This window comes from Acinetobacter kookii (assembly GCF_900096895.1).
Lineage (GTDB): Bacteria > Pseudomonadota > Gammaproteobacteria > Pseudomonadales > Moraxellaceae > Acinetobacter > Acinetobacter kookii.
In genome coordinates this window covers 136,170-156,759 of record NZ_FMYO01000002.1, presented here as the reverse complement: position 1 = coordinate 156,759, position 20,590 = coordinate 136,170, and the positions used below count along the sequence as shown (strand labels likewise).

Sequence of the window (20,590 nt, the reverse complement as noted above, 5' to 3'; positions counted from 1 at the left end):
GAAGGCTCATGATGTTCCGTTGCCAGGTGGACAGGTTTATCTTGATATTCAAATGGGTCGTGAGGGAATAGAAAAAGGCAGTGTAAAAAAGTTTTTGGCAGTAAATAAACTAAAGCTGATGCTGATCAATCACTAGAATTTAAAATATTAATCTTTAATAAATTTTATTTATATCTGCCCGCTCGAATAAATGAGCTGTATTAAAAATGGGCAAAGTATCTAGTCTTTTAGTCGTAGATGGATGGCTCTTTTAGAAATCTGGCAATCTGAGCCGAAGCTTGGATGAGAAAGCGGTTTTTATATTTAGTTCATATGACTGTTTTTTTAAAATAAAACCAAGTCAATTTATAGGAATTAGCTATTGTCATAAATAAAATAAGTATTGGCATAAAAAGCGCAATTTTCCGATTCTAAAACCGTTTATACATATACGCGTTTGCCAAGATGGGCAGCACCCATTTGCTGATGGCTTTGATCAGTTCACAGATTTTTTTTCTCGTTGTTCATCGCATTTCCATCGATAACGGTATAAGTCCAATTTTTGCAGTTTAAGGAAACATTGATGTCGAATTCTGCTGTTGTTGAATCAGTTGCGCAAGCATTACGTGACGCTGAATTATCAAAAACTGCGATTGCACCGATTCGCCCGCAACTTGGCGGTGAAAGTGCTGATGTGGATATCGCATACGCAGTTCAGGAAGTAAATACCAAACGTGCAGAGGCTGAAGGCCGCCGTTTAACCGGTCGTAAAATCGGTTTAACCTCTAAAGTTGTGCAAGCACAGCTGGGTGTAGACCAGCCGGACTTCGGTATGTTGTTTGCTGACATGGCTTATGGCGATGGCGAAGCGATTCCAGCCGGCCTGTTGATTCAACCTAAAGTTGAAGCAGAAATCGCGTTAATCATCAACAAAGATTTAACCCAAGAAAAACACACTTATGCAGACATTATCAGTGCAACTGAATATGCACTGCCAGCTGTAGAAGTTGTGGATAGCCGTATCGAAAACTGGAAAATCAGTTTAATTGATACTGTGGCAGATAACGCATCTTCTGCGGCTTATGTTCTTGGTTCACGTCCTGTGAAACTGGAAAATTTAAACCTCGTTAACTGCAAAATGATCATGAAACGCGGCGAAGAAATCGTGTCTCAAGGTGTGGGTAAAGCATGTCTGGCTAACCCGTTAAACGCAGCGGTTTGGCTGGCAGATGAAATGGTACGCCGTGGCCGTCCTTTACTTGCAGGCGACATCATCCTGACGGGTGCATTAGGTCCTATGGTTGTCGCTAACCCGGGTGATGAATTCGTGGTTGAAATTGAAGGTTTTGGTTCTGTAACTGCTGCATTCGCTGCTGAATAAGTCCAGATTTTAAGAGCGTTTTTTAAGAGAAATTGTTCATGAAAAAGATTAAATGTGCATTGATCGGTCCAGGTAACATTGGTACTGACTTGCTGTATAAATTACAACGCAGCGAATTTTTAGAGCCAGTATGGATGGTGGGTATTGACCCTACTTCTGAAGGTTTGGCACGTGCTGCGAAAATGGGTTTAAAAACCACTGCTGACGGTGTAGACGGTTTACTTCCTCACGTTCTGGAAGACGACATCAAAATTGCATTCGATGCAACTTCTGCCTACGTTCACGCTGAAAACAGCCGCAAGTTGAATGAACTTGGCGTGTTGATGATTGACTTGACGCCTGCTGCGATCGGTCCATTCTGTGTACCACCAGTAAACCTGGAAGCTTTGTTAGACGCGGGCGAAGTACCAAACGTAAACATGGTAACTTGTGGTGGTCAGGCAACGATTCCTATGGTTGCAGCAATTTCACGTGTTCAAGCAGTTGAATATGGTGAAATCATTGCTACTGTATCGACTAAATCTGTAGGTCCAGGTACACGTAAAAACATCGACGAATTCACTCGTACTACAGCCGGTGCGATTGAAAAAGTTGGTGGTGCTAAAGCGGGTAAAGCGATCATCATCATTAACCCGGCAGAGCCACCACTGATGATGCGTGATACGGTTCACTGCCTGGTTGAAGGTGAGCCAGATCAGGCTGCAATCACAGAATCTGTGCATGCAATGATCAAGGAAGTTCAAAAATATGTACCAGGTTACAAACTGGTGAACGGTCCTGTATTTGACGGTAACCGTGTATCTATCTTCCTGGAAGTTGAAGGTCTGGGCGATTACCTGCCTAAATATGCCGGTAACCTCGACATTATGACTGCAGCAGCTGCGCGTACCGCAGAAATGTTTGCAGAACGTGTTTTAAGCGCAGTTGAAGCATAAGGAGCATCTTCATGTCTAAGATTATTATTAATGATATGACTTTACGTGATGGCATGCACCCAATGCGCCATCAAACTACACCTGAGCAAATGGTTGCGATTGCAACGGCTCTGGATGATGCAGGTGTACCTTTAATTGAAGTGACTCACGGTGACGGCTTAGGCGGTAACTCTGTGAACTACGGTTTTGCTGCGGCAACCGATGAAGAATATTTGAAGGCGGTGATTCCAAACCTGAAACAGGCTAAAGTGTCTGCACTTTTACTGCCAGGTATTGGTACCGTTGACCATTTGAAAATGGCGCATGATGTTGGTGTTGCAACTATTCGTGTTGCAACGCATTCAACTGAAGCTGACGTTTCTGAACAGCACATTACTGCTGCGCGTAAACTCGGTATGGACACTGTGGGCTTCTTGATGATGGCGCACATGGCTTCTCCAGAAAAACTGCTTGAAGAAGCACAAAAAATGGTGTCTTACGGTGCAAACTGTATCTATGTGACTGACTCTGCAGGCTATATGTTGCCTAAAGATGTAACGGATCGCGTGGGTATTTTACGTGCCAACCTGGGTTCAGACATCGAAATCGGTTTCCATGGTCACCATAACCTGGGCATGGGTGTAGCAAACTCGGTTGCAGCGGTTGAAGCGGGTGCAAAACGTGTCGATTTGGCTTCTGCCGGTCTGGGCGCGGGTGCGGGTAATACACCGCTTGAACTGTTTGTTGCGGTTGCCAACCGTATGCAGATGGAAACCGGTGTAGACCTGTTTAAGGTTCAAGACGTTGCGGAAGATCTGATCATTCCAATGATGACCCATCAGATTCGTGCTGACCGTGATGCAGCAACTCTAGGTTATGCAGGTGTTTACTCATCATTCCTGTTATTTGCTAAACGTGCCGAAGCGAAATATGGCGTGTCTGCACGTGAAATCCTGATGGAACTTGGTCGTCGTGGCACAGTCGGCGGTCAGGAAGACATGATTGAAGACTTGGCATTGACCATGTCTAAAGCAAAAGAAGCCAATGCTTAATTTATTTTAAGTCACAGCGAAAAAGAGCGTCCGAAAGGGCGCTTTTTTTATGGCTGGACCTTGATTTGACACTTGGCTTTATAGATAAAAAATATCATGAAATAGCTGTAATATATTAATATAATCAATTGCTTAAGTGATTTTTCGACTGGGTTAAACTTAAAAGCGATTAATCAGTTTTTTTTTGCGGTTAAAAAGCCTAAATTCTTTGAAAATAAACACTGAAACAAAGGTTTAACAATAGTGAAATGAAAGGAAGATAAAATGACTTATTGTTTAAAGTTCTTAACGTGGGCTTAATCTTTAAAATAAAAACCAGCGGAAATAGCCATAAAGGCAATAAATCTTAATACTCTGGTCGGATTTCGTTTCTTGTGATTGTTGAGCATGATGGCGCCATAGCTTAATTTGATTACTAAGGAATTCAGCCATGCGTCGTCAAAACTTATGGATAGCAATGCTTGCTGCGACAGCAACTTTAGGAACAACTGCATCGAATGCAGATTTTGTTGACGACAGTAATGTCCAATTAAAATTTAAAAACTTTTATTTAGACCGTCAGTATGCGGATCTTCCGCAAAACAACTGGGGCTCATGGTCTCAAGGCATTACACTGGATGCCAAATCGGGTTATCAGGATATTGGTGGCGGTATTCAAGTGGGTGCAGACCTTTTGGTGCAGCATGCATTTAAATTAAATGGCCGTGATAAAAATCCGGACTGGATTTTGCCACATGATGGCAAAGAGTCAAAAGACAATTTTGGTAAAGTTGGCGCGACCTTAAAAGCCAAAGTTTCACAAACTGAATTGAAAGTGGGTGAGTTATTACCGGTATCTCCAGTACTGGTATTCGATCCATCACGTCAGTTGTTGACGACTTATAGCGGTGCATGGTTGGAGTCGAAAGACATTAAAGACACCAAACTGACTTTGGCTTATATTGATAAGATCAATAACCGTTATGACAACCAGTTCCGTGACTTAACCTTGTTTGCACCTGCTAAGGGCAAAAAGTATTACGATAATGGTGAAGCTACTGATGGAATGTGGATTGCAGGTGTTGATCACCAATTCACGCCAGAAATTGGCGGCAGCTACTGGTATGCAGATGTTGAAGATATTTACCAGCAGCATTATGTCGGTGCAAGCTACAAAACCAAGCTGGGTGAAAAAGCCAAATTAGACAGCCATATCCGTTACTTTGATAACTCGGAGTCTGGTGACAAGCTGTATGGTCCTATTGATAATCAGGCATTATCTGTGGGTGCTAAAGTGAATTATGGTGCGCATACCGTTGGTTTGGGCTACCAGCAAATGTTTGGTGATTCTTCGTTCCCTACATTGGGTGGCTGGGTACCACAGCCTTACTTGGTAAACTGGGGTGTAGCAACATTTACTTACCCTGATGAAAAATCAATTGGTTTAATATACGGCTATGATTTCTCTGAACTGGGTGCCAAAGGTTTATCAGCAACAGCTGTGTATATGATGGGGCAGGATGCAACTGTTGGTGCACTGAAAAATCAAGACTCTGAAGAGTTTAATGCAATTGTAAACTACACGGTTCCAGAAGGTAAACTTAAAGGCCTAGGCTTCCAGGCGATGTATATCGATACCGATTTTGACTGGAAATCAGACTTAAAAGAGTACCGTGTGGCAACAACTTATACTTATAAGTTCTAATTAATCGGTGTCATAAAAAAGCGGCTTTAAATCAGTCGCTTTTTTTTGCTGTGTAGAAAGCTATTTTTTATTAAATGCCTTAATAAAAATAAGGGTTTGTTCTTTAATAAAGTCTTTAAAAACAAATAGTTAAATTATCGTTTTTTTATAGTATTTGATCGTAAATTTGTATCAGTTTGACCGCTTTGAACAGGTAATATAAGGCGGTAAAAAAGTAAATTTCACCGAGTCAACTTGACGTTAAATTCTGAATCAAGATGGAAACGCAAGCTAAAGACTGTACGAGGAGTATGTATGAGCACTGTTCAAATCCCTGAATATACAACAGATCCATTCTTTGGCTTAGAAGACAAATGGATTGAAACTGCAGAAGGTGAGTTGACTCACTATCACGAAGTGGGTGAGGGTACGCCTATCCTGTTCTTGCACGGTTCAGGTACCGGTGTATCTGCTGCGGCAAACTGGTGGCTAAACTTGCCATCAATTGGTGAACAGGCACGTTGTATCGCTATCGACACTATTGGTTATGGTCAAACTGTAGTAGCGCCAGGTACAGCTTACGGTATCCGTGCCTGGGTGGACCATGCGGTGCGTACTTTAGATGCACTGGGCATTGAAAAAACCTGGTTGGTCGGTAACTCACTCGGTGGCTGGTTGGCATTCCAATTGGCTTTAGACTACCCTGAGCGTGTACTTGGTATTGTATCTATGGGTACAGGCGGTGCAAAACAGACTGCTGCGCTGAAAGCACATGCCAACCCGGTATTGACTGAAGAAGGCATCAAGAAAACATTGTCGATGTTCGTGGTAAACAAAGACCTGATCACAGACGAGCTGGTAAAAGTACGTTTTGCTTCTGCTGCAAATGACTATGCATCGAACCGTTTGATGGACGTCGTGGGCGCACGTGACCGTGACCGTTTCGAATTCCCGCTTGATTTCGAAAAAATGAAAGACATCACTGTGCCTGTATTGTTGATTCATGGTACTCAAGACGTGGTGATTCCAGTTTCTCGTAGCTGGGATATCCTGAACATTGTACCAAATGCTGATGCACACATTTTCAGCCAGTGTGGCCACTGGTCACAAGTGGAAAAAGCTGAAGAGTTCAATACAGTAATTAAAAACTATTTGACTGCCCGCGGCGTTTAATTCCGCCATCTGGCAAATCAAAAGGATGACTTCGGTCATCCTTTTTTTGTTGCTGCTCAGGGACTGATAAAGTTCGCTGCCACATTGATGGTGATGGCCAGAATGGTGGTATTAAATCCGTAGGCCAGCAGCAGGTGCAGGGTGTTTAGCACCCGCATTGAAGAGTGAGTAATGGAAACATCCGCCGTTTGTGCGGAAGTCCCGACGATGTAACTAAAATATAAAAAGTCGGGATAAGTGGGCTTGGGGGTTTTGGGAAAATCCAGCCCGCCTTCATTATTCCTGTCGAGTGCCAGATAAAAGTCATGCGCATAATGAATCGCAAAAATGGTATGCATCAGGAACCAGGCAGAGGTAATGGTCACCATGGATAAAACGATATGAGCGGTTTGAATGAGCGTGTTGCTCGGCAAATTATTCACTTCAATAATCAGCGCGATGAAGCAGATGATTAAGGTCAGCAGGACCAGAAAAAGAATCAGCCATTTACTGGCATCCTGTTCCTTGGCACGTTGCAGGATATGCGCATGGTCAATGTGCCAGAGTTTTTTCAGGGTGAAAAATAAATAAGCATAAATGACAATATTCCAGCTCATTAACAGGCGGGTGGACCAGCTCCATGAAGTCATCAACTGAAAAGCAGCATACAGCACAGCAATAAAGGGAAAGGTCAGAAAGAAATAAAGATGGTGCTGAATCCCGGTTTTTATACGGCGTAGCGGATGCATAATGATCAACCCTTTATTGTTATTGTTGTTTTTTAACATTTTAAAAAAGTTGTGGGGAATTTATTAGACTTAAGTTGTAATTTGCGAGGATGAAATGGCATTTATAAGGGGTGAAAGCAACAGGTTGTACGTTATTCCCTATCAATTCAGCATTGCCGATAAGAAAAAAAGCGTAAGACTTAAGTCTAGTGTGGTCTAAAAATACACAAATTGTAATAAAAAAAGCCACCATTATTTATTAGCAAAATAATGGTGGCTTTAATTCAGTGCAAAAGTGTAAAAGTTTTTTTAATTGCGGTTAATGTTTAGATAAAACACATGGGTCAGCAATTCAATAAATTTCTTCACTGCAACAGAGCTGCTGTTTTTATGGTAACTCACATACAGGTCGAGGTAAGGCAGTTCCACATCCAAGGGGCGAATCACGGTATTTTCCATGGTCAGTGGCGCAACATAGCCCGGCAGAATGGTGCAGCCCAAACCCATCCCTACAGAGTTGATGTTAAACAGGATGTTGTCGGCTTTTTGCACAATATTGAATTCAATCCCATTGGCATGGGCAAAATCCATAATGGCATCATGCAAGGTTAAGGACTGCTCGGCAGCAGGAATAATAAAATCTATACCATTCAATTCTTTAACGGGAATGCGTTCATACTTAGCCAAAGGGTGGTCTTTCGGTAAAATAAAGATCAGCGGCTCGCGTAGCACGAATAAACTTTCAATTTCATCACTGTTAAAGTTGTGTCGGGTAAAGGTGATATCCAGTTCCCCTTTTTTCAGCAACTTCATTTGTTCACTGTTGTTTAAGCTGAGCAAATCGATTTTTAAATCAGGGTTTTGCACCCGTAGATTTGGTAGTACATAAGGGAAAATTTTCATTTCCGCCACCGGAACAAAGCCAATACGCAGCATTTGCTGTTTGGCTTGCGAAACCTGGCGTGCCATGGCAATCGCTTTATCTGCCTGTGCCAGGGTTAAGCGCGCCTGCTCAAGAAATACGGCACCTTCTTCAGTCAGCTCAACCTTACGTTTGGTACGATAAAGCAGTTTTACCCCGACATCTTCTTCCAGGTCTTTAATTTGCTGGCTTAAAGAGGGTTGAGCGGTATAAAGCTTTAGTGCAGCCTTACTGAAGTTAAGTTCTTCTGCAACGGTGATAAAATAGCGTAGGTGTCGTAATTCCATATAACTCGTCCAAAAGAGTAATCCAAAAAATGTCTTACTATATTTTTGTAGCAGTATAATCTATAAACAACTATGAGGTGAAGATTATTCTGCCATTTAGAAAATAAATGATCTTGCATTTTCTATTAGTGTTTAAATATATAAAGCACAGTTTTAAATAATCCATAAAATATCTTAATTGAAACAAAAAAAATATTTCACCAAAACTGGCTAAAAATCCATTATCGCTGAAAAGTTGAGTCTATTTACTTTGTGCCGTTACTGGTCACAGGAGAGCTTTTCATGAGTGGAAAAATTGATGTGCGCGAAATCGACGCTTTAGTCGATGCACAAAATGGACGTATCTCGCCGTCGATCTATACAGATCCAGATCTATACGAACTAGAACTTGAACGTGTGTTCGGTCGTACCTGGTTGTTCCTTTGCCATGAAAGCCAGATTCCTAAGGCTGGTGACTTCTTCAATACCTACATGGGCGAAGATCCAATTATTGTGGCACGTCAAAAAGACGGTTCAATCAAAGCATTCTTAAACCAATGCCGTCACCGCTCTATGCGTGTGAGCTTCGCGGACTGTGGTAATACCCGTGCATTCACTTGCCCATACCACGGCTGGTCTTACGGTATTGATGGTTCTTTAAAAGACATCCCGCTTGAAGAGCGTGCTTTCCCGCAAGGCGCATGCAAAGAGCAATGGGGTCTGGTAGAAGTTAACCGTGTTAAATCTTATAAAGGCTTAATCTTCGGATGCTGGGATGAAACGACTCCAGATCTAGAAGAATACATGGGTGATATCGCTTGGTACCTCGATGGCGTATTAGACCGTCGTCCGGGTGGTACTGAAATCATCGGTGGTGTGCACAAATGGGAAATCGAGTGTAACTGGAAATTTGCAGCTGAACAGTTCGCATCTGACCAATATCACGCATTGTTCTCTCACGCATCTGCAATTCAGGTGTTGGGTGCAAAACCAGATGATGATTCAACCAAGAAATTAGGTGCTGCACAAACTGCCCGCCCAGTTTGGGAAACTGCCAAAGACGCGATCCAGTACGGTTCACGTGGTCACGGTTCAGGCTTCTTCTTCACAGAAAAACCAGACGCTAACGTATGGGTTGATGGTGAAGTGGCCAACTACTTCCGTGAAACTTACGAAGAAGTGAAGGAACGTCTTGGTGAAGTTCGTGCGCTGCGTCTGGCAGGTCACAACACCATGTTCCCAACATTGTCTTGGTTGAACGGTACTGCAACACTTCGCGTATGGCACCCACGTGGTCCTAACAAAACTGAAGTTTGGGCATTCTGTATTGCCGATGCTGAAGCGTCTCAAGAAGTGAAAGAAGCATTTGAACGTTCTGCAACTCGTGCCTTCGGTCCTGCTGGTTTCCTAGAGCAAGATGACTCTGAAAACTGGATCGAAATCCAAAAAGTTTTACGTGGTTATAAAGCGCGTAAGAACCAGTTGATTATGGAAATGGGTAAAGGCAACGAGAAAGTTCGTGAAGATGGTATCCCGGGTATCACCAACTATATTTTCTCTGAAACTGCAGCACGTGGCATGTATCGCCGCTGGGCAGATTTATTGATCCATGAAAAATGGGAAGACGTGGAAAAAGCAGCTGACGAATACGAGAAGGAGCTTATGAAATGAGTCAGATCAGTTTAGAACTTCAATATCAAATTAGTCAGTTCCTCTATCGTGAAGCAAAATTGCTTGACGACTGGAAATTCCGCGATTGGTTAGCTGTGCTGTCAGAAGATATTTCTTACACACTGCGTACCACACCAAACGCTCAAACACGTGACCGTCGCCGTTCGATCGAGCCACCTACAACTTGGGTATTTAACGATACCAAAGACCTGCTGGAACGCCGTGTTGCCCGTCTTGAGACAGGTATGGCATGGGCCGAAGAACCTCCTTCACGTACCACTCACATGGTGTCTAACATCATTGTTGAGGCAACGGAAGTTGAAGGCGAATACGACGTGTACGTTACTTACTTGTTGTACCGCACCCAGAAAGAGAAAGATGTAACGATCTACTGTGGTAAGCGTCACGACAAAATCCGTAAAGTCGATACTGCTCAAGGCTTCCAGATCTTCAACCGTAAGATCACCCTTGATCAGGTGACTTATAACTCACATAACCTGAGTGTGTTCTTCTAATGAATAAGATTTTTGTTTGCCAAGTTGACGAATTAGACGAAGGCGAAGCATTGAAAGTGGATTGCGGCGTAAACGGTATCGAAGCGCTTGCAGTCTTCAACAATGGCGGTGAGTTCTTCGCAATGAACGACCGTTGTTCACATGGTAACGCTTCTATGTCAGAAGGTTACCTTGAAGATGACGGTACTGTAGAGTGCCCGCTTCATTCAGCACGTTTCTGTTTGAAAACTGGTCAAGCATTATGTTTACCAGCAACTGATCCAATCCAAACCTTCCCTGTAGTGGTTGAAGATGGTCAGTTATTTGTAGAGATGGCAGGAGAGTAATCATGGGTTGGCTACAAGGCGAAGTTGCACTTATTACGGGTGGTGGTTCAGGCTTAGGCTGGGCTTTGGTTGAGCGTTTCCTTGAAGAGGGTGCACAAGTTGCGGTTCTTCAGCGTTCACAAGCGAAAGTTGATGCATTGAAAGAACATTTCGGTGATCGAGTTTTAGCAATTGCCGGTGACGTAGCCAGCTATGAAGACAACGTCCGTGCTGTAAACGCAACAGTTGAGCGCTTCGGCAAGCTTGACTGTTTCGTCGGTAATGCTGGTATCTGGGATCATTACGCAGATATCGTCAATACTTCTGGTGAGCAGCTGGAAAAAGCCTTTGATGAAATCATGGGCATTAATACCAAGTCGCTCATCTTGGGTGCCAAAGCTGCACTGGATGCATTGATCGCTTCTGAAGGTTCTATCATATTTACTTTGTCTAACTCTGCGCTGTACTCAGCAGGCGGAGGCCCCGTATACACAGCATCTAAGCATGCGGGTGTGGGGATTATGAAAGAACTGGCATACGAGCTTGCGCCTAAAGTACGAGTGAACGCTGTTGCTCCGTCAGGTATGAATGTGAACATCAAAGGTGCTGCGTCACTGGGTCAAGAAAATCTTGGTCTACTCGATGCACGCGATCCTGAGAAAATTGCACGTGGCATGCCACTGAACTTCTTACCTGAACCGGAAGACATGACAGGTTCCTACGTGCTCTTGGCATCTCGTCAAAACAACCGTCCTTTGACTGGCGTTCTGATCAACGCAGAATGTGGTCTGGGTATTCGTGGTTTGCGTCAGCCACGTGCAGGTTTCTTTGACGAATAAAATTCAGTCTGAAATGTAATGGACTTACTCGGTAGCCTGTTCTGGGCTACCTTCCGTTCTGGAGTCTCTCATGGCCGTTAAACTTATTTGTGCATCGCACAGCCCGTTAATGGAATTTGCTTCACCGCAAGAACAACGTAAAGAACAAGCCGTTCGCGAAGCGTTTGACAAACTTGCTGCTGAAGTTAAAGCTTACGACCCAACCCTGATCATCACTTTTGGTCCTGACCATTTCAATGGTTTCTTCTACGACCTGATGCCAAGTTTCTGCGTCGGCATTCGTGCCACTGCTGCAGGGGACTGGGATTATGGTAAAGACAACGCCAAAATCAATGTGCCTGAACAAACTGCGCTGAACCTGGTTCGTCGCGTATTGGATGAAGGTGTGGACGTTGCGTACTCATACCGTATGCAAGCCGATCACGGGGTGACTCAGCCTTTACATTTCTTGTGTGATGGTCAGCTCGACCGTTACCCAACAATTCCAGTTTTCATCAATGGTGCAGCAGCACCAATGCCAACGACTAAACGTACTGTGGCTTTAGGCCGTGCGGTAGGTCAGTTCATCAAGTCTCTGAACCTGGAAAATGAACGCGTACTGGTACTGGGTACGGGTGGTCTGTCACATGATCCACCAACACCGCAAATGGGTTCGGTTCCTCCTGAAGTTGAAGAATTCCTGATTGCAGGTCGTAACCCGTCTGAAGAGTCGCGCCAGAACCGTCAGGCAAAAATTATCGCAGTGGGTCAAAAATTGGCTGCAGGTGATAAATCTGTTGCAGTGCCGTTGAACCCTGAGTGGGATCGTGCATTGCTTGAAACCTTCAAGAAAGCAGACTTTGCGGCCATTGAAGCGATGACGGAAGCTGAAATTCGTGTCGAGGGTGGCCGTGGTGGTCAGGAAGTCCGTTCCTGGATGGCTGCTTTTGCTGCATTACATGAAGTCGGTGAGTATGAAATGACAACTCACTGCTACGAAGATATTAGTGAGTGGATTGCGGGCTTCGGCATTGTATCTGCAGAATTGAAATAAGGATTAAACCCATGAGCCAAAATGCTATCGAAACCATCGTTATCGTCGGTGCTGGTCAAGCTGGTGCTAGCGCCATTTTAGAACTCCGTGCCAACAAATACGAAGGCAAAATCATTTTGGTGGGTGATGAAACACATCTGCCTTATGAGCGTCCGCCTTTGTCTAAAGACGTGATCTTAAAGCCAGAGGAAACCAAAATCGAAATTCTGTCAGAACAAAAACTGGCAGATTTGGGTGTGGAAACCATTCGTGGCAATGGCGTGGTGAAAATCAATGCCGAGGCGAAAACGGTTGAGCTTCAAAATGGTGACCTTGTTGCTTATGACAAGTTGCTTCTTGCAACCGGTGGTGCAGCGCGCCGTTTACCGAACTTCGATGCTTTGGGCAAACACGTTTATACCCTGCGTAACCTTGAAGATTCTCAAGCGCTGGTTCCTGTGCTGCAACCGGGCCGTCGTTTGATTCTGATCGGTGGTGGTGTGATCGGTCTTGAGCTGGCATCATCGGCACGTTACAAAGACTGCCAGGTGACTGTGATTGAAATGGGTCCTATGGTCATGGGTCGTTGTTCACCACGTATCCTGAGCGAATTCCTGCTTGAGCAGCATCGTCAAAATGGTGTGGATGTACGTCTTGAAACCAAGATTGCAGACTGCAAGTTAGACGGTGAAGAAGTGGTTGTGACTCTTGAAGGTGGCGAAGAACTTCGTGCCGACGCGGTGGTGTACGGTATCGGAATTGTGCCAAATGCACAGCTTGCTGTGGATGCCGGTCTGGACGTGGATGTTGCGATTCAGGTCAATGAAAACTGCCAGACTTCAAATGCTGACATTTATGCAGCAGGTGACGTTGCGACCCAACTTCGTGAAGATGGCCAACACCGTCGTGTTGAAACCTGGGAAAATGCCAACCTTCAGGCAGGCATCTTCGCACGTCACGTGATGGGTGTAGAGCATCCGAAAGCCAATCCGGCCTGGTTCTGGACCGATCAGCTCAATATCAACTTCCAGTTCGTGGGTGATATGGCTGCAGCTGAATGGCATATTCGCGGTGAAATGGACGCAGCCAAAGGTGCAGACAATTCATTCGTCATGTACGGTGTGACCGATGGTCAAATCGTTGCCGGTATTACGGTCAATGCCGCGAAAGAAATGCGTCATTTGAAAAAAATGATCAGCAAAAATACCGCTTTTGAAGCAGAAAAACATCTTGATTTAAGCCTTGATTTACGCAAAGTTGCTTAAGTTTTATTGAGATATTTCTGGACAGACCTATGCTTGCATAGGTCTGTTTTTTATGCGTGGTTTAAAAAACAGCACAACCGCAATTGACGTTCATAGTCTGTTAAAACTTTGCGTAGGTAGTATTTCACTTTTGAAGGATGAGCCATACATGGCGCAAGGTGACAAAAATCCTTTGCTGAACTGAGGGTATATCCCTATACCCCAGTTCAGCGAGCGGTATCCTTGCCGCTAGTCACGATATTCTATTGGCACTGTATATTTCGAACGCCTTTATTATCAATTCTATTCAAATTCTTTTTGAGAATGATATGAAATCATCACTGCCGGTCATGGCAAGTATTTACGCTTTATTGGTATTTATCTGGGCCACTACGCCACTGGCAATTGTCTGGAGCGTGCAGGAAGTCCATCCAATGTGGGTGCTGATCATCCGCTATTTTGGCGCGTCGGTCATTGCCCTGTTCCTGTTAAAGCTGATGCGTGACCCGCTGCCTTTTGATTCGACTTCTTTGAAAAGTTATGTGGCAGGCAGCCTTAATTTAATTGGTGCACAGCTGTTTATCTATCTGGCCGCCAATTATCTGACTTCAGGGCTAATGGCACTGATCTTCGGTTTTTCACCGCTGATTGCAGGCTTGATCGGACATGTGATTTTAAAAACCCAAAGGCTGATCTGGCTGCAATGGGTCGGTATGGCGATAGCGGTTTCCGGCCTGACCTTTGTCTTTGCCGATTCTGCCGACAGTAAAATCAATCCGCTTGGTGTGGTGCTGATGCTGATTAGCATGGTGTCTTATATCAGCTCGATTTTCTGGGTCAAACAGATTAATGCTCCACTCAAACCGATGTCCCAGGCGACCGGTTCACTCATTGTATCTGCATTGGGTTCGCTGCTGATCATTCCGTTTATCTGGCAGCATTTTCCAACGGCTATGCCTGGCGGACGGGCGATGATTGGTTTTATCTTTACCATGATCATGTCTTCCATTGTGGCCATGCTGTGTTATTTCTGGCTGATCAAGCGTTTGAATGCCTCGACCGTGTCCTTGAGTAATGTCATGACGCCGGTGATTGCCCTGGTTTTGGGTGCCACCTTGAATAATGAACATATCAGTCCGAATGCCTTTTTCGGGATTGTGGTGGTGATGTTCGGTATTGTGATGTATTTCTGGAAAGAATGGCGTGAGCAGTATTTTTCTAAACTGCGTTAATACAACAGGATTGAAAAGGAAGTTTAGGCCACTGCTGTCCCATAATTTAATTTAAGTAAACTTTGGATTGACGAATGTGGCAGGGATGCCACATGTTACCCACCATAACATGGATGTTATGTGTGGGTAACAAAGGCTTTTGCTTACTTTTGGCCTGTCAAAAGTAAGATATCGCCTACACAAATACATTTCGATTTTATTGAAAAATTGTGGCTGTGAAAGACTTTAACTTATCTATGAAATTTTAAGCTTTCTCATCAGTAAAGAATTAAAGAAAATAACGAATACTGGATTAACAAACAAATGTCTACAAACAGACTTCATGAAAATTCATTTATATGATTCTAATTCGAAATTAACCGTTTTCAGCAAAATAAAAGCCCTTAACAGAACTATGGGACAGTACTGAGTTTAGGCTTCCTTTTTAGGAGCTTGCAATCTGTGCAAATCGTACAAATGCATCATATTTCACCACAGCGTTTCACATGGAACATTTATATACGCACTGGTGAAATAATCAGCAGTCGCGCTAAAAACAACAAAACAATAAACCACCACCACAACCACATTCAGTACTATGCAAAGAGCTATAAAAATCAAATAGATCTATTTGATAACAATAACGCTTAACAAAAACACCCGGGACAAATTTGAATGTCTGATTCGAATAAGATTGTGGTCTATGCAGCACTGGCAGGTAATCTGGCGATTGCGCTGGTCAAGTTTGTGGCGGCCTATATCACCAACAGTTCGGCCATGCTCAGTGAAGCCGTGCACTCGGTGGTGGACACCCTGAATGAAATTCTGCTGCTCTATGGCATGAAAAAATCCCAGCAGCCGGCAAACTACAGGCATCCCTTTGGTTATGGCCGTGAGCTGTATTTTTGGGCCTTTATTGTGGCGCTGATGGTGTTTGCACTGGGCGCGGTTGTGTCGATTTATCAGGGCATACAGCATGTGCTGCATCCTGAAGAAATGCTGAATCCCACCATCAATTATATTGTGTTAATCATCGCCATCTTGTGTGAAGGCACCTCCTGGCTGGTGGCCTTAAAAGCATTCCGCAAGGTGAAAGGCAAGCAAGGTTATTTCGAGGCTTTTCGGCACAGCAAAGACCCCACCACCTTTACCGTACTGTTTGAAGATACTGCCGCGTTATGTGGTCTGCTGATTGCCCTGATCGGGATCTATCTGGCCCATACCTTGAATATTCCTGAACTGGATGGCGTGGCTTCGATCCTGATTGGGATAGTATTGGCAATTTCTGCCATTTTATTGGCCCGTGAAACCAAGGGATTATTGATGGGTGAAACGGCCGATCCAAAATTGCGTAATGACATCTTGTTGATTGCGCAGGGAGATGAGGCGGTACAGTCGGCCAATGGTGTGCTGACCGAACAGATGGGCGCGCATCAGGTGCTTGCTTCCTTAAGTCTGGAATTTGAAGACAATTTGAGTTCGGATGACATCGAAGCCTGCGTCAACAGAATTGAAGCGAAAATCAAACAGATTCATCCGGAAATTGTGGCATTGTTTATCAAACCGCAAACTAAACAGGTGTGGTTGGAACGTATGCAAGGACGTTTGGAATAAAACGTGATATATATGGCGCAGCATTCAGAATATCGGATTCTGAAGGTTGAGGTCACACTAAGAAATTGAATGGACATGAAGCAGAAGCCTGAGCAATTACACTTTCAACTCCCGACCAAATCATGCTGGTCACATACCTGGCGTCAGCCTTCATTCAAGTTTATGTATTCGAATCATCATAACGGTGATCGATTCTTCAATGCCTTGCCCAGTCCAGCAGGACGTGGACGGGCCGAGCTGATCAAATGGCTGCTCACCCGCAAGTCATCGACCTGGAATGTCGATATCAACAAAGAACATGCCGAATTCCATGCCAGCAAACGCGCCATTCCCCAGAACCGTCCCAACGCCAGTATGGATGACTGGCAAGTGTGGTTTGTGGGCCATGCAACGGTACTGTTGCAGATCGGGCCTTATAATTTATTAACCGATCCGGTCTGGTGCGAATATGCCGGCCCTGCACCAGGCAAAGGGGCCAAGCGGGTGATTCCGGCGGGCATTGCTCTGGAAGAATTGCCGACCATTCATGCGGTATTGCTCAGCCATAACCATTATGACCATATGGACCTGGCCAGCTTGCAGTGGCTGCATGAGAAATTTGCCATGCCGATTTATACCGGGCTGGGCAACGCGTGGTATTTGCCGAAAAGTTTTTATGTGCTGGAAATGGACTGGTGGCAATCGTCTTTATTGCATGAGTTAAAAATTATTTATACGCCGGCACAGCATTTTTCAGGTCGCGGCTTGCGTGATCAAAACCGGGCACTCTGGGGCGGTTTTTCAGTGCTGCATGGCAAAGATCACTGTTTCTTTGCTGGAGATACTGGCTACTCACCGCATTTTAAAGAGATTCAAAACCGTTTGGGAGCACCGCGTGTCGCGCTGTTGCCTATAGGGGCGTATGAACCGCGTGCGCTGATGGGCTATACACACATGAACCCGCAGGAGTCTTTCCAGGCGCATCAGGATTTGCATTCCAAATGTTCGCTGGCCATTCATTACCGAACCTTTCAACTGACCGATGAACGTCGGGAACAACCGGAAATTGATTTAAAGATTGCCATGAAAAATACCTCCAAATTGATGACACCGTTTATCTGTATACGGGAAGGACGGCGTCTGGTGGTTTGATTTTTGCTAAGCTTGCTGTTTGCTCACATTTAAAAGTTGAATGGCAAGCATTGAAAGAACGAGCATGGCGATATTCATCACGACCGGGTTAAACGCCGTGCTGAGTTGCATAGGATCGGTGAGGGCAATCAGCCCTAATAATCCGGCTAAACCCATAATATTCAGCTGATGCAAAATGACGGCTCTTTGCCAAAGCAGAAAACTACAGCCAAATGCCATTTCAATCACGCCCGACAGGCTAACCGCCATTTTTGCCAGAGGGAGTTCTACGCCCATGCTCTGCCAGATGGCGATTTCTGCATGAGAATGAAACAGGATTTTGGGTATCAATCCCTGATAAATCCAAAGAACAGCAAGGGTGATTTGAATCAGTCGAAGCGGTTTTTCCAAGACGGGCTTATGATTCACGAATGGCAGGTTCCAGAATATGCGGTCTGTTCTCAGCAGTAGCGATCCTGCTTGATCAACATGCTGGAGGATTCTTGCTTGTTATGGCCTCAATATAGCACATTATTTTTAATCAGAAATATGGTCCAAAATCTCAAATTCTGATGGTCTTTATCGCAAATTGATAATGCAGTTCTAAAAATTTGACTTCTGGTTGTGAAGGTTGATCAATCCTGTTTTTATTCCCGTTTTAGAATAGGCTTTTTCGATTGTTTTCATTCATATAACTTGCTTTCTATTGTCATAAAAAACAGCTATTTTGAAGATGAGTTAGAAATTTTTAACGGTTCATCACAATAATGGTTTTGTGATTAGATTTGGAGCTTAGATATGAATAATGACACACAAGCTGCTGGAAAATGTCCTTTTCACCAATCCGGTACGGATCACCGCGCTGCCCGCTCAAACCGGGATTGGTGGCCGAATGCGCTCAATCTCGACATTCTTTCTCAGCACGATAAAAAAACCAATCCGCTAGATCCCGATTTTGATTATGCCAAGGCATTCAATTCACTGGACCTGGAAGCAGTGAAACAGGATTTACGCGAACTGATTAACAGCAGCCAGGACTGGTGGCCATCGGACTATGGCAGCTATATTGGCATGTTCGTGCGCACGGCCTGGCACCTGGCCGGTTCTTACCGTAAGCAGGACGGTCGCGGTGGTGCCAATACCGGTAACCAGCGTTTTGCGCCACTCAACAGCTGGCCAGATAACGTGAACACCGATAAAGGCCGCCGTCTGCTTTGGCCGATTAAACGTAAATACGGCAATAAAATTTCCTGGGGCGATCTGATCATCCTGGCCGGTACAGTGGCGTATGAAGAAGCCGGCCTGAAAACCTTTGGTTTTGGCGGTGGCCGTGAAGATATCTGGCATCCTGAAAAAGATATCAATTGGGGTGCTGAAGAGAAATGGCTGGATGCCACCAAAAACCGTTATGAAAATGACCAGGACCGTAAGTCATTGGACAATGCGCTTGCTGCGGTGCAGATGGGCCTGATTTACGTCAACCCTGAAGGTGTGGATGGTGTACAGGATCCGCTGCGTACTGCACAGGATATGCGCGTGACCTTCGACCGCATGGGCATGAATGACGAAGAAACGGTGGCATTGACGGCAGGTGGTCACACCATTGGTAAAGCGCACGGTAACGGCAAGGCTGAATTGCTGGGTAAAGATGTTGAAGGTGCGGATGTCGAATTCCAGGGCCTAGGCTGGCATAACCCTGAAGGTACGGGCAATGGCGCCAATACCATGGTCAGTGGCCTGGAAGGGGCATGGACCACGCATCCAACCAAATGGGACAATGAATTCTTCTATTTATTGTTCACCTATGAGTGGGAAAAAACCATCAGCCCGGCAGGCGCGAAACAATGGGAACCGATCAACATCAAAGAGGAAGACAAACCTGTTGATGCTCACAACCCAAATGTGCGCCGTAACCCGATGATGACCGATGCCGATATGGCGCTGAAAGTCGATCCGGAATACCGTAAAATTGCAGAGCGTTTCTACAAAGACCCTGCGTACTTCTCGGAAGTGTTTGCTCGTGCCTGGTTCAAGCTGACGCACCGTGACATGGGACCAAAATCGCGTTATTTAGGTGCCGATGTGCCGAATGAAGAGCTGATCTGGCAAGACCCGATTCCATCGGTGAACTACGTGTTGTCTGAAGCAGAAGTTGAAGAACTTAAAGCGAAACTGTTAAACAGCGGTTTAAGCACTGCCGAGTTAATCAACACCGCATGGGACAGCGCGCGTACTTTCCGTGGTTCGGACTACCGTGGCGGTGCGAACGGTGCACGTATCCGTCTCGCTCCGCAAAAAGACTGGGTGGGCAATGAACCTGAACGTCTGGCGAAAGTATTGGCGAAACTTGAAGAAATTCAGGCTGGTCTTGAGAAGAAAGTCAGCATTGCCGACCTGATTGTACTGGGCGGTACGGCTGCGGTGGAAAAAGCGGCGCAGGCTGCGGGTGTGGACATTCAAGTTCCATTCACGCCGGGACGAGGGGATGCCACTCAAGAGCAAACCGATGTCTATTCATTTGAAGACTTGTTGCCAAAACACGACGGTTTCCGTAACTGGCTAAAAGAAGACTACACGGCTCAACCTGAAGAATTGCTGTTAGACCGTGCTCAGTTACTGGGTTTAACTGCACCTGAAATGACGGTACTGGTCGGTGGTATGCGTGTACTGGGAACCAATTATGCGGGTGCGAAAGAAGGCGTGTTCACAGACCGTGAAGGCGTGTTGAGCAATGACTTCTTTGTGAACTTGACTGACATGGCATATAACTGGAAACCAGTCGGCAAAAACCGTTATGAGATTGTAGACCGTGCAACGGGCGCAGCGAAATGGACTGCCACACGTGTGGACCTGGTGTTTGGTTCGAACTCGATTCTACGCTCTTATGCAGAAGTGTATGCGCAAGATGACAACAAAGAAAAATTCGTCAAGGACTTTGTTGCCGTTTGGACCAAAGTGATGAATGCAGACCGTTTTGATGTGAAGAAATAATTTGCATTGAGATTAAAAAAC

Annotated in this window: 18 protein-coding genes; 15 read left to right on the top strand and 3 right to left on the bottom strand. The window is 44.9% G+C overall.

What is annotated here, in order from left to right; translation table 11 throughout:
- Positions 1-562 precede the first annotated feature (562 nt).
- The 5 genes from BLP85_RS05365 to BLP85_RS05345 all read left to right on the top strand — a co-directional run bounded on the left by BLP85_RS05365 (position 563) and on the right by BLP85_RS05345 (position 6,162).
- On the top strand, positions 563-1,360 hold the full coding sequence (locus BLP85_RS05365; protein WP_092819104.1) for a 2-keto-4-pentenoate hydratase: 798 nt from the start codon (positions 563-565) through the stop codon (positions 1,358-1,360).
- Between the two features lie 38 nt (positions 1,361-1,398).
- Positions 1,399-2,295, top strand: coding sequence for an acetaldehyde dehydrogenase (acetylating) (locus BLP85_RS05360; protein WP_092819103.1), 897 nt, complete (start codon positions 1,399-1,401; stop codon positions 2,293-2,295).
- Between the two features lie 11 nt (positions 2,296-2,306).
- Positions 2,307-3,326: a 4-hydroxy-2-oxovalerate aldolase gene (gene dmpG, locus BLP85_RS05355; protein WP_092819102.1), complete on the top strand. Its 1,020-nt coding sequence runs from the start codon at positions 2,307-2,309 to the stop codon at positions 3,324-3,326.
- A gap of 430 nt (positions 3,327-3,756) precedes the next feature.
- On the top strand, positions 3,757-5,010 hold the full coding sequence (locus BLP85_RS05350) for an OprD family outer membrane porin (protein WP_092819101.1): 1,254 nt from the start codon (positions 3,757-3,759) through the stop codon (positions 5,008-5,010).
- Positions 5,011-5,304: 294 nt separating this feature from the next.
- Entirely contained in the window at positions 5,305-6,162 is an 858-nt protein-coding gene (locus BLP85_RS05345) for an alpha/beta fold hydrolase (RefSeq protein ID WP_092819100.1), read from the top strand.
- Between the two features lie 56 nt (positions 6,163-6,218).
- Here BLP85_RS05345 and BLP85_RS05340 read toward each other — a convergent pair whose 3' ends face one another.
- Both BLP85_RS05340 and hcaR read right to left on the bottom strand, forming a co-directional pair.
- Positions 6,219-6,890 carry a DUF1345 domain-containing protein gene (locus BLP85_RS05340; RefSeq protein ID WP_092819099.1) on the bottom strand — a complete coding sequence of 224 codons (672 nt, stop codon included), beginning with the start codon at positions 6,888-6,890 and terminating at the stop codon, positions 6,219-6,221.
- 288 nt (positions 6,891-7,178) lie between these two features.
- Positions 7,179-8,078, bottom strand: coding sequence for a DNA-binding transcriptional regulator HcaR (gene hcaR, locus BLP85_RS05335; protein ID WP_092819098.1), 900 nt, complete (start codon positions 8,076-8,078; stop codon positions 7,179-7,181).
- A gap of 282 nt (positions 8,079-8,360) precedes the next feature.
- On the opposite strand from hcaR, the gene hcaE reads away from it, so the two are divergent.
- The 9 genes from hcaE (at position 8,361) to BLP85_RS05290 (ending at position 17,599) form a co-directional block, all read left to right on the top strand.
- Positions 8,361-9,728, top strand: a complete 1,368-nt coding sequence (gene hcaE / locus BLP85_RS05330) for a 3-phenylpropionate/cinnamic acid dioxygenase subunit alpha (protein WP_092819097.1) — start codon at positions 8,361-8,363, stop codon at positions 9,726-9,728.
- On the top strand, positions 9,725-10,243 hold the full coding sequence (hcaF, locus tag BLP85_RS05325) for a 3-phenylpropionate/cinnamic acid dioxygenase subunit beta (protein WP_092819096.1): 519 nt from the start codon (positions 9,725-9,727) through the stop codon (positions 10,241-10,243). Before hcaE ends, hcaF begins: the two co-directional genes overlap by 4 nt.
- On the top strand, positions 10,243-10,569 hold the full coding sequence (gene hcaC / locus BLP85_RS05320) for a 3-phenylpropionate/cinnamic acid dioxygenase ferredoxin subunit (protein WP_092819095.1): 327 nt from the start codon (positions 10,243-10,245) through the stop codon (positions 10,567-10,569). Before hcaF ends, hcaC begins: the two co-directional genes overlap by 1 nt.
- 2 nt (positions 10,570-10,571) lie before the next feature.
- Positions 10,572-11,387: a 3-phenylpropionate-dihydrodiol/cinnamic acid-dihydrodiol dehydrogenase gene (gene hcaB, locus BLP85_RS05315; RefSeq protein ID WP_092819094.1), complete on the top strand. Its 816-nt coding sequence runs from the start codon at positions 10,572-10,574 to the stop codon at positions 11,385-11,387.
- Between the two features lie 70 nt (positions 11,388-11,457).
- Positions 11,458-12,420, top strand: coding sequence for a 3-carboxyethylcatechol 2,3-dioxygenase (locus tag BLP85_RS05310; protein WP_092819093.1), 963 nt, complete (start codon positions 11,458-11,460; stop codon positions 12,418-12,420).
- Positions 12,421-12,431: 11 nt separating this feature from the next.
- Positions 12,432-13,664 carry a 3-phenylpropionate/cinnamic acid dioxygenase ferredoxin--NAD(+) reductase subunit gene (gene hcaD, locus BLP85_RS05305; protein WP_092819092.1) on the top strand — a complete coding sequence of 411 codons (1,233 nt, stop codon included), beginning with the start codon at positions 12,432-12,434 and terminating at the stop codon, positions 13,662-13,664.
- 308 nt (positions 13,665-13,972) lie between these two features.
- On the top strand, positions 13,973-14,875 hold the full coding sequence (locus BLP85_RS05300) for a DMT family transporter (RefSeq protein ID WP_092819091.1): 903 nt from the start codon (positions 13,973-13,975) through the stop codon (positions 14,873-14,875).
- A gap of 654 nt (positions 14,876-15,529) precedes the next feature.
- Positions 15,530-16,468 carry a cation diffusion facilitator family transporter gene (locus BLP85_RS05295; RefSeq protein ID WP_092819090.1) on the top strand — a complete coding sequence of 313 codons (939 nt, stop codon included), beginning with the start codon at positions 15,530-15,532 and terminating at the stop codon, positions 16,466-16,468.
- Between the two features lie 75 nt (positions 16,469-16,543).
- Positions 16,544-17,599 (top strand): MBL fold metallo-hydrolase, encoded by a 1,056-nt coding sequence (locus BLP85_RS05290; protein WP_092819243.1) that lies wholly within the window; start codon positions 16,544-16,546, stop codon positions 17,597-17,599.
- Positions 17,600-17,605: 6 nt separating this feature from the next.
- Here the strand turns inward: BLP85_RS05290 and BLP85_RS05285 are convergent, their stop codons facing one another.
- Positions 17,606-18,007, bottom strand: a complete 402-nt coding sequence (locus BLP85_RS05285; protein ID WP_092819089.1) for a DoxX-like family protein — start codon at positions 18,005-18,007, stop codon at positions 17,606-17,608.
- A gap of 369 nt (positions 18,008-18,376) precedes the next feature.
- Between BLP85_RS05285 and katG the strand changes: the two genes are divergently transcribed.
- Complete coding sequence (gene katG, locus BLP85_RS05280) at positions 18,377-20,569, top strand: catalase/peroxidase HPI (protein WP_092819088.1); 2,193 nt, start codon at positions 18,377-18,379, stop codon at positions 20,567-20,569.
- The last annotated feature ends 21 nt before the right edge of the window (positions 20,570-20,590 follow it).

Bases quoted from the DNA above. Each gene is read 5' to 3' on its own strand.
- BLP85_RS05365 (WP_092819104.1), top strand. From the start codon at position 563: ATGTCGAATTCTGCTGTTGTTGAATCAGTTGCGCAAGCATTACGTGAC.
- BLP85_RS05360 (WP_092819103.1), top strand. From the start codon at position 1,399: ATGAAAAAGATTAAATGTGCATTGATCGGTCCAGGTAACATTGGTACT.
- dmpG (WP_092819102.1), top strand. From the start codon at position 2,307: ATGTCTAAGATTATTATTAATGATATGACTTTACGTGATGGCATGCAC.
- BLP85_RS05350 (WP_092819101.1), top strand. From the start codon at position 3,757: ATGCGTCGTCAAAACTTATGGATAGCAATGCTTGCTGCGACAGCAACT.
- BLP85_RS05345 (WP_092819100.1), top strand. From the start codon at position 5,305: ATGAGCACTGTTCAAATCCCTGAATATACAACAGATCCATTCTTTGGC.
- BLP85_RS05340 (WP_092819099.1), bottom strand. From the start codon at position 6,890: ATGCATCCGCTACGCCGTATAAAAACCGGGATTCAGCACCATCTTTAT.
- hcaR (WP_092819098.1), bottom strand. From the start codon at position 8,078: ATGGAATTACGACACCTACGCTATTTTATCACCGTTGCAGAAGAACTT.
- hcaE (WP_092819097.1), top strand. From the start codon at position 8,361: ATGAGTGGAAAAATTGATGTGCGCGAAATCGACGCTTTAGTCGATGCA.
- hcaF (WP_092819096.1), top strand. From the start codon at position 9,725: ATGAGTCAGATCAGTTTAGAACTTCAATATCAAATTAGTCAGTTCCTC.
- hcaC (WP_092819095.1), top strand. From the start codon at position 10,243: ATGAATAAGATTTTTGTTTGCCAAGTTGACGAATTAGACGAAGGCGAA.
- hcaB (WP_092819094.1), top strand. From the start codon at position 10,572: ATGGGTTGGCTACAAGGCGAAGTTGCACTTATTACGGGTGGTGGTTCA.
- BLP85_RS05310 (WP_092819093.1), top strand. From the start codon at position 11,458: ATGGCCGTTAAACTTATTTGTGCATCGCACAGCCCGTTAATGGAATTT.
- hcaD (WP_092819092.1), top strand. From the start codon at position 12,432: ATGAGCCAAAATGCTATCGAAACCATCGTTATCGTCGGTGCTGGTCAA.
- BLP85_RS05300 (WP_092819091.1), top strand. From the start codon at position 13,973: ATGAAATCATCACTGCCGGTCATGGCAAGTATTTACGCTTTATTGGTA.
- BLP85_RS05295 (WP_092819090.1), top strand. From the start codon at position 15,530: ATGTCTGATTCGAATAAGATTGTGGTCTATGCAGCACTGGCAGGTAAT.
- BLP85_RS05290 (WP_092819243.1), top strand. From the start codon at position 16,544: ATGAAGCAGAAGCCTGAGCAATTACACTTTCAACTCCCGACCAAATCA.
- katG (WP_092819088.1), top strand. From the start codon at position 18,377: ATGAATAATGACACACAAGCTGCTGGAAAATGTCCTTTTCACCAATCC.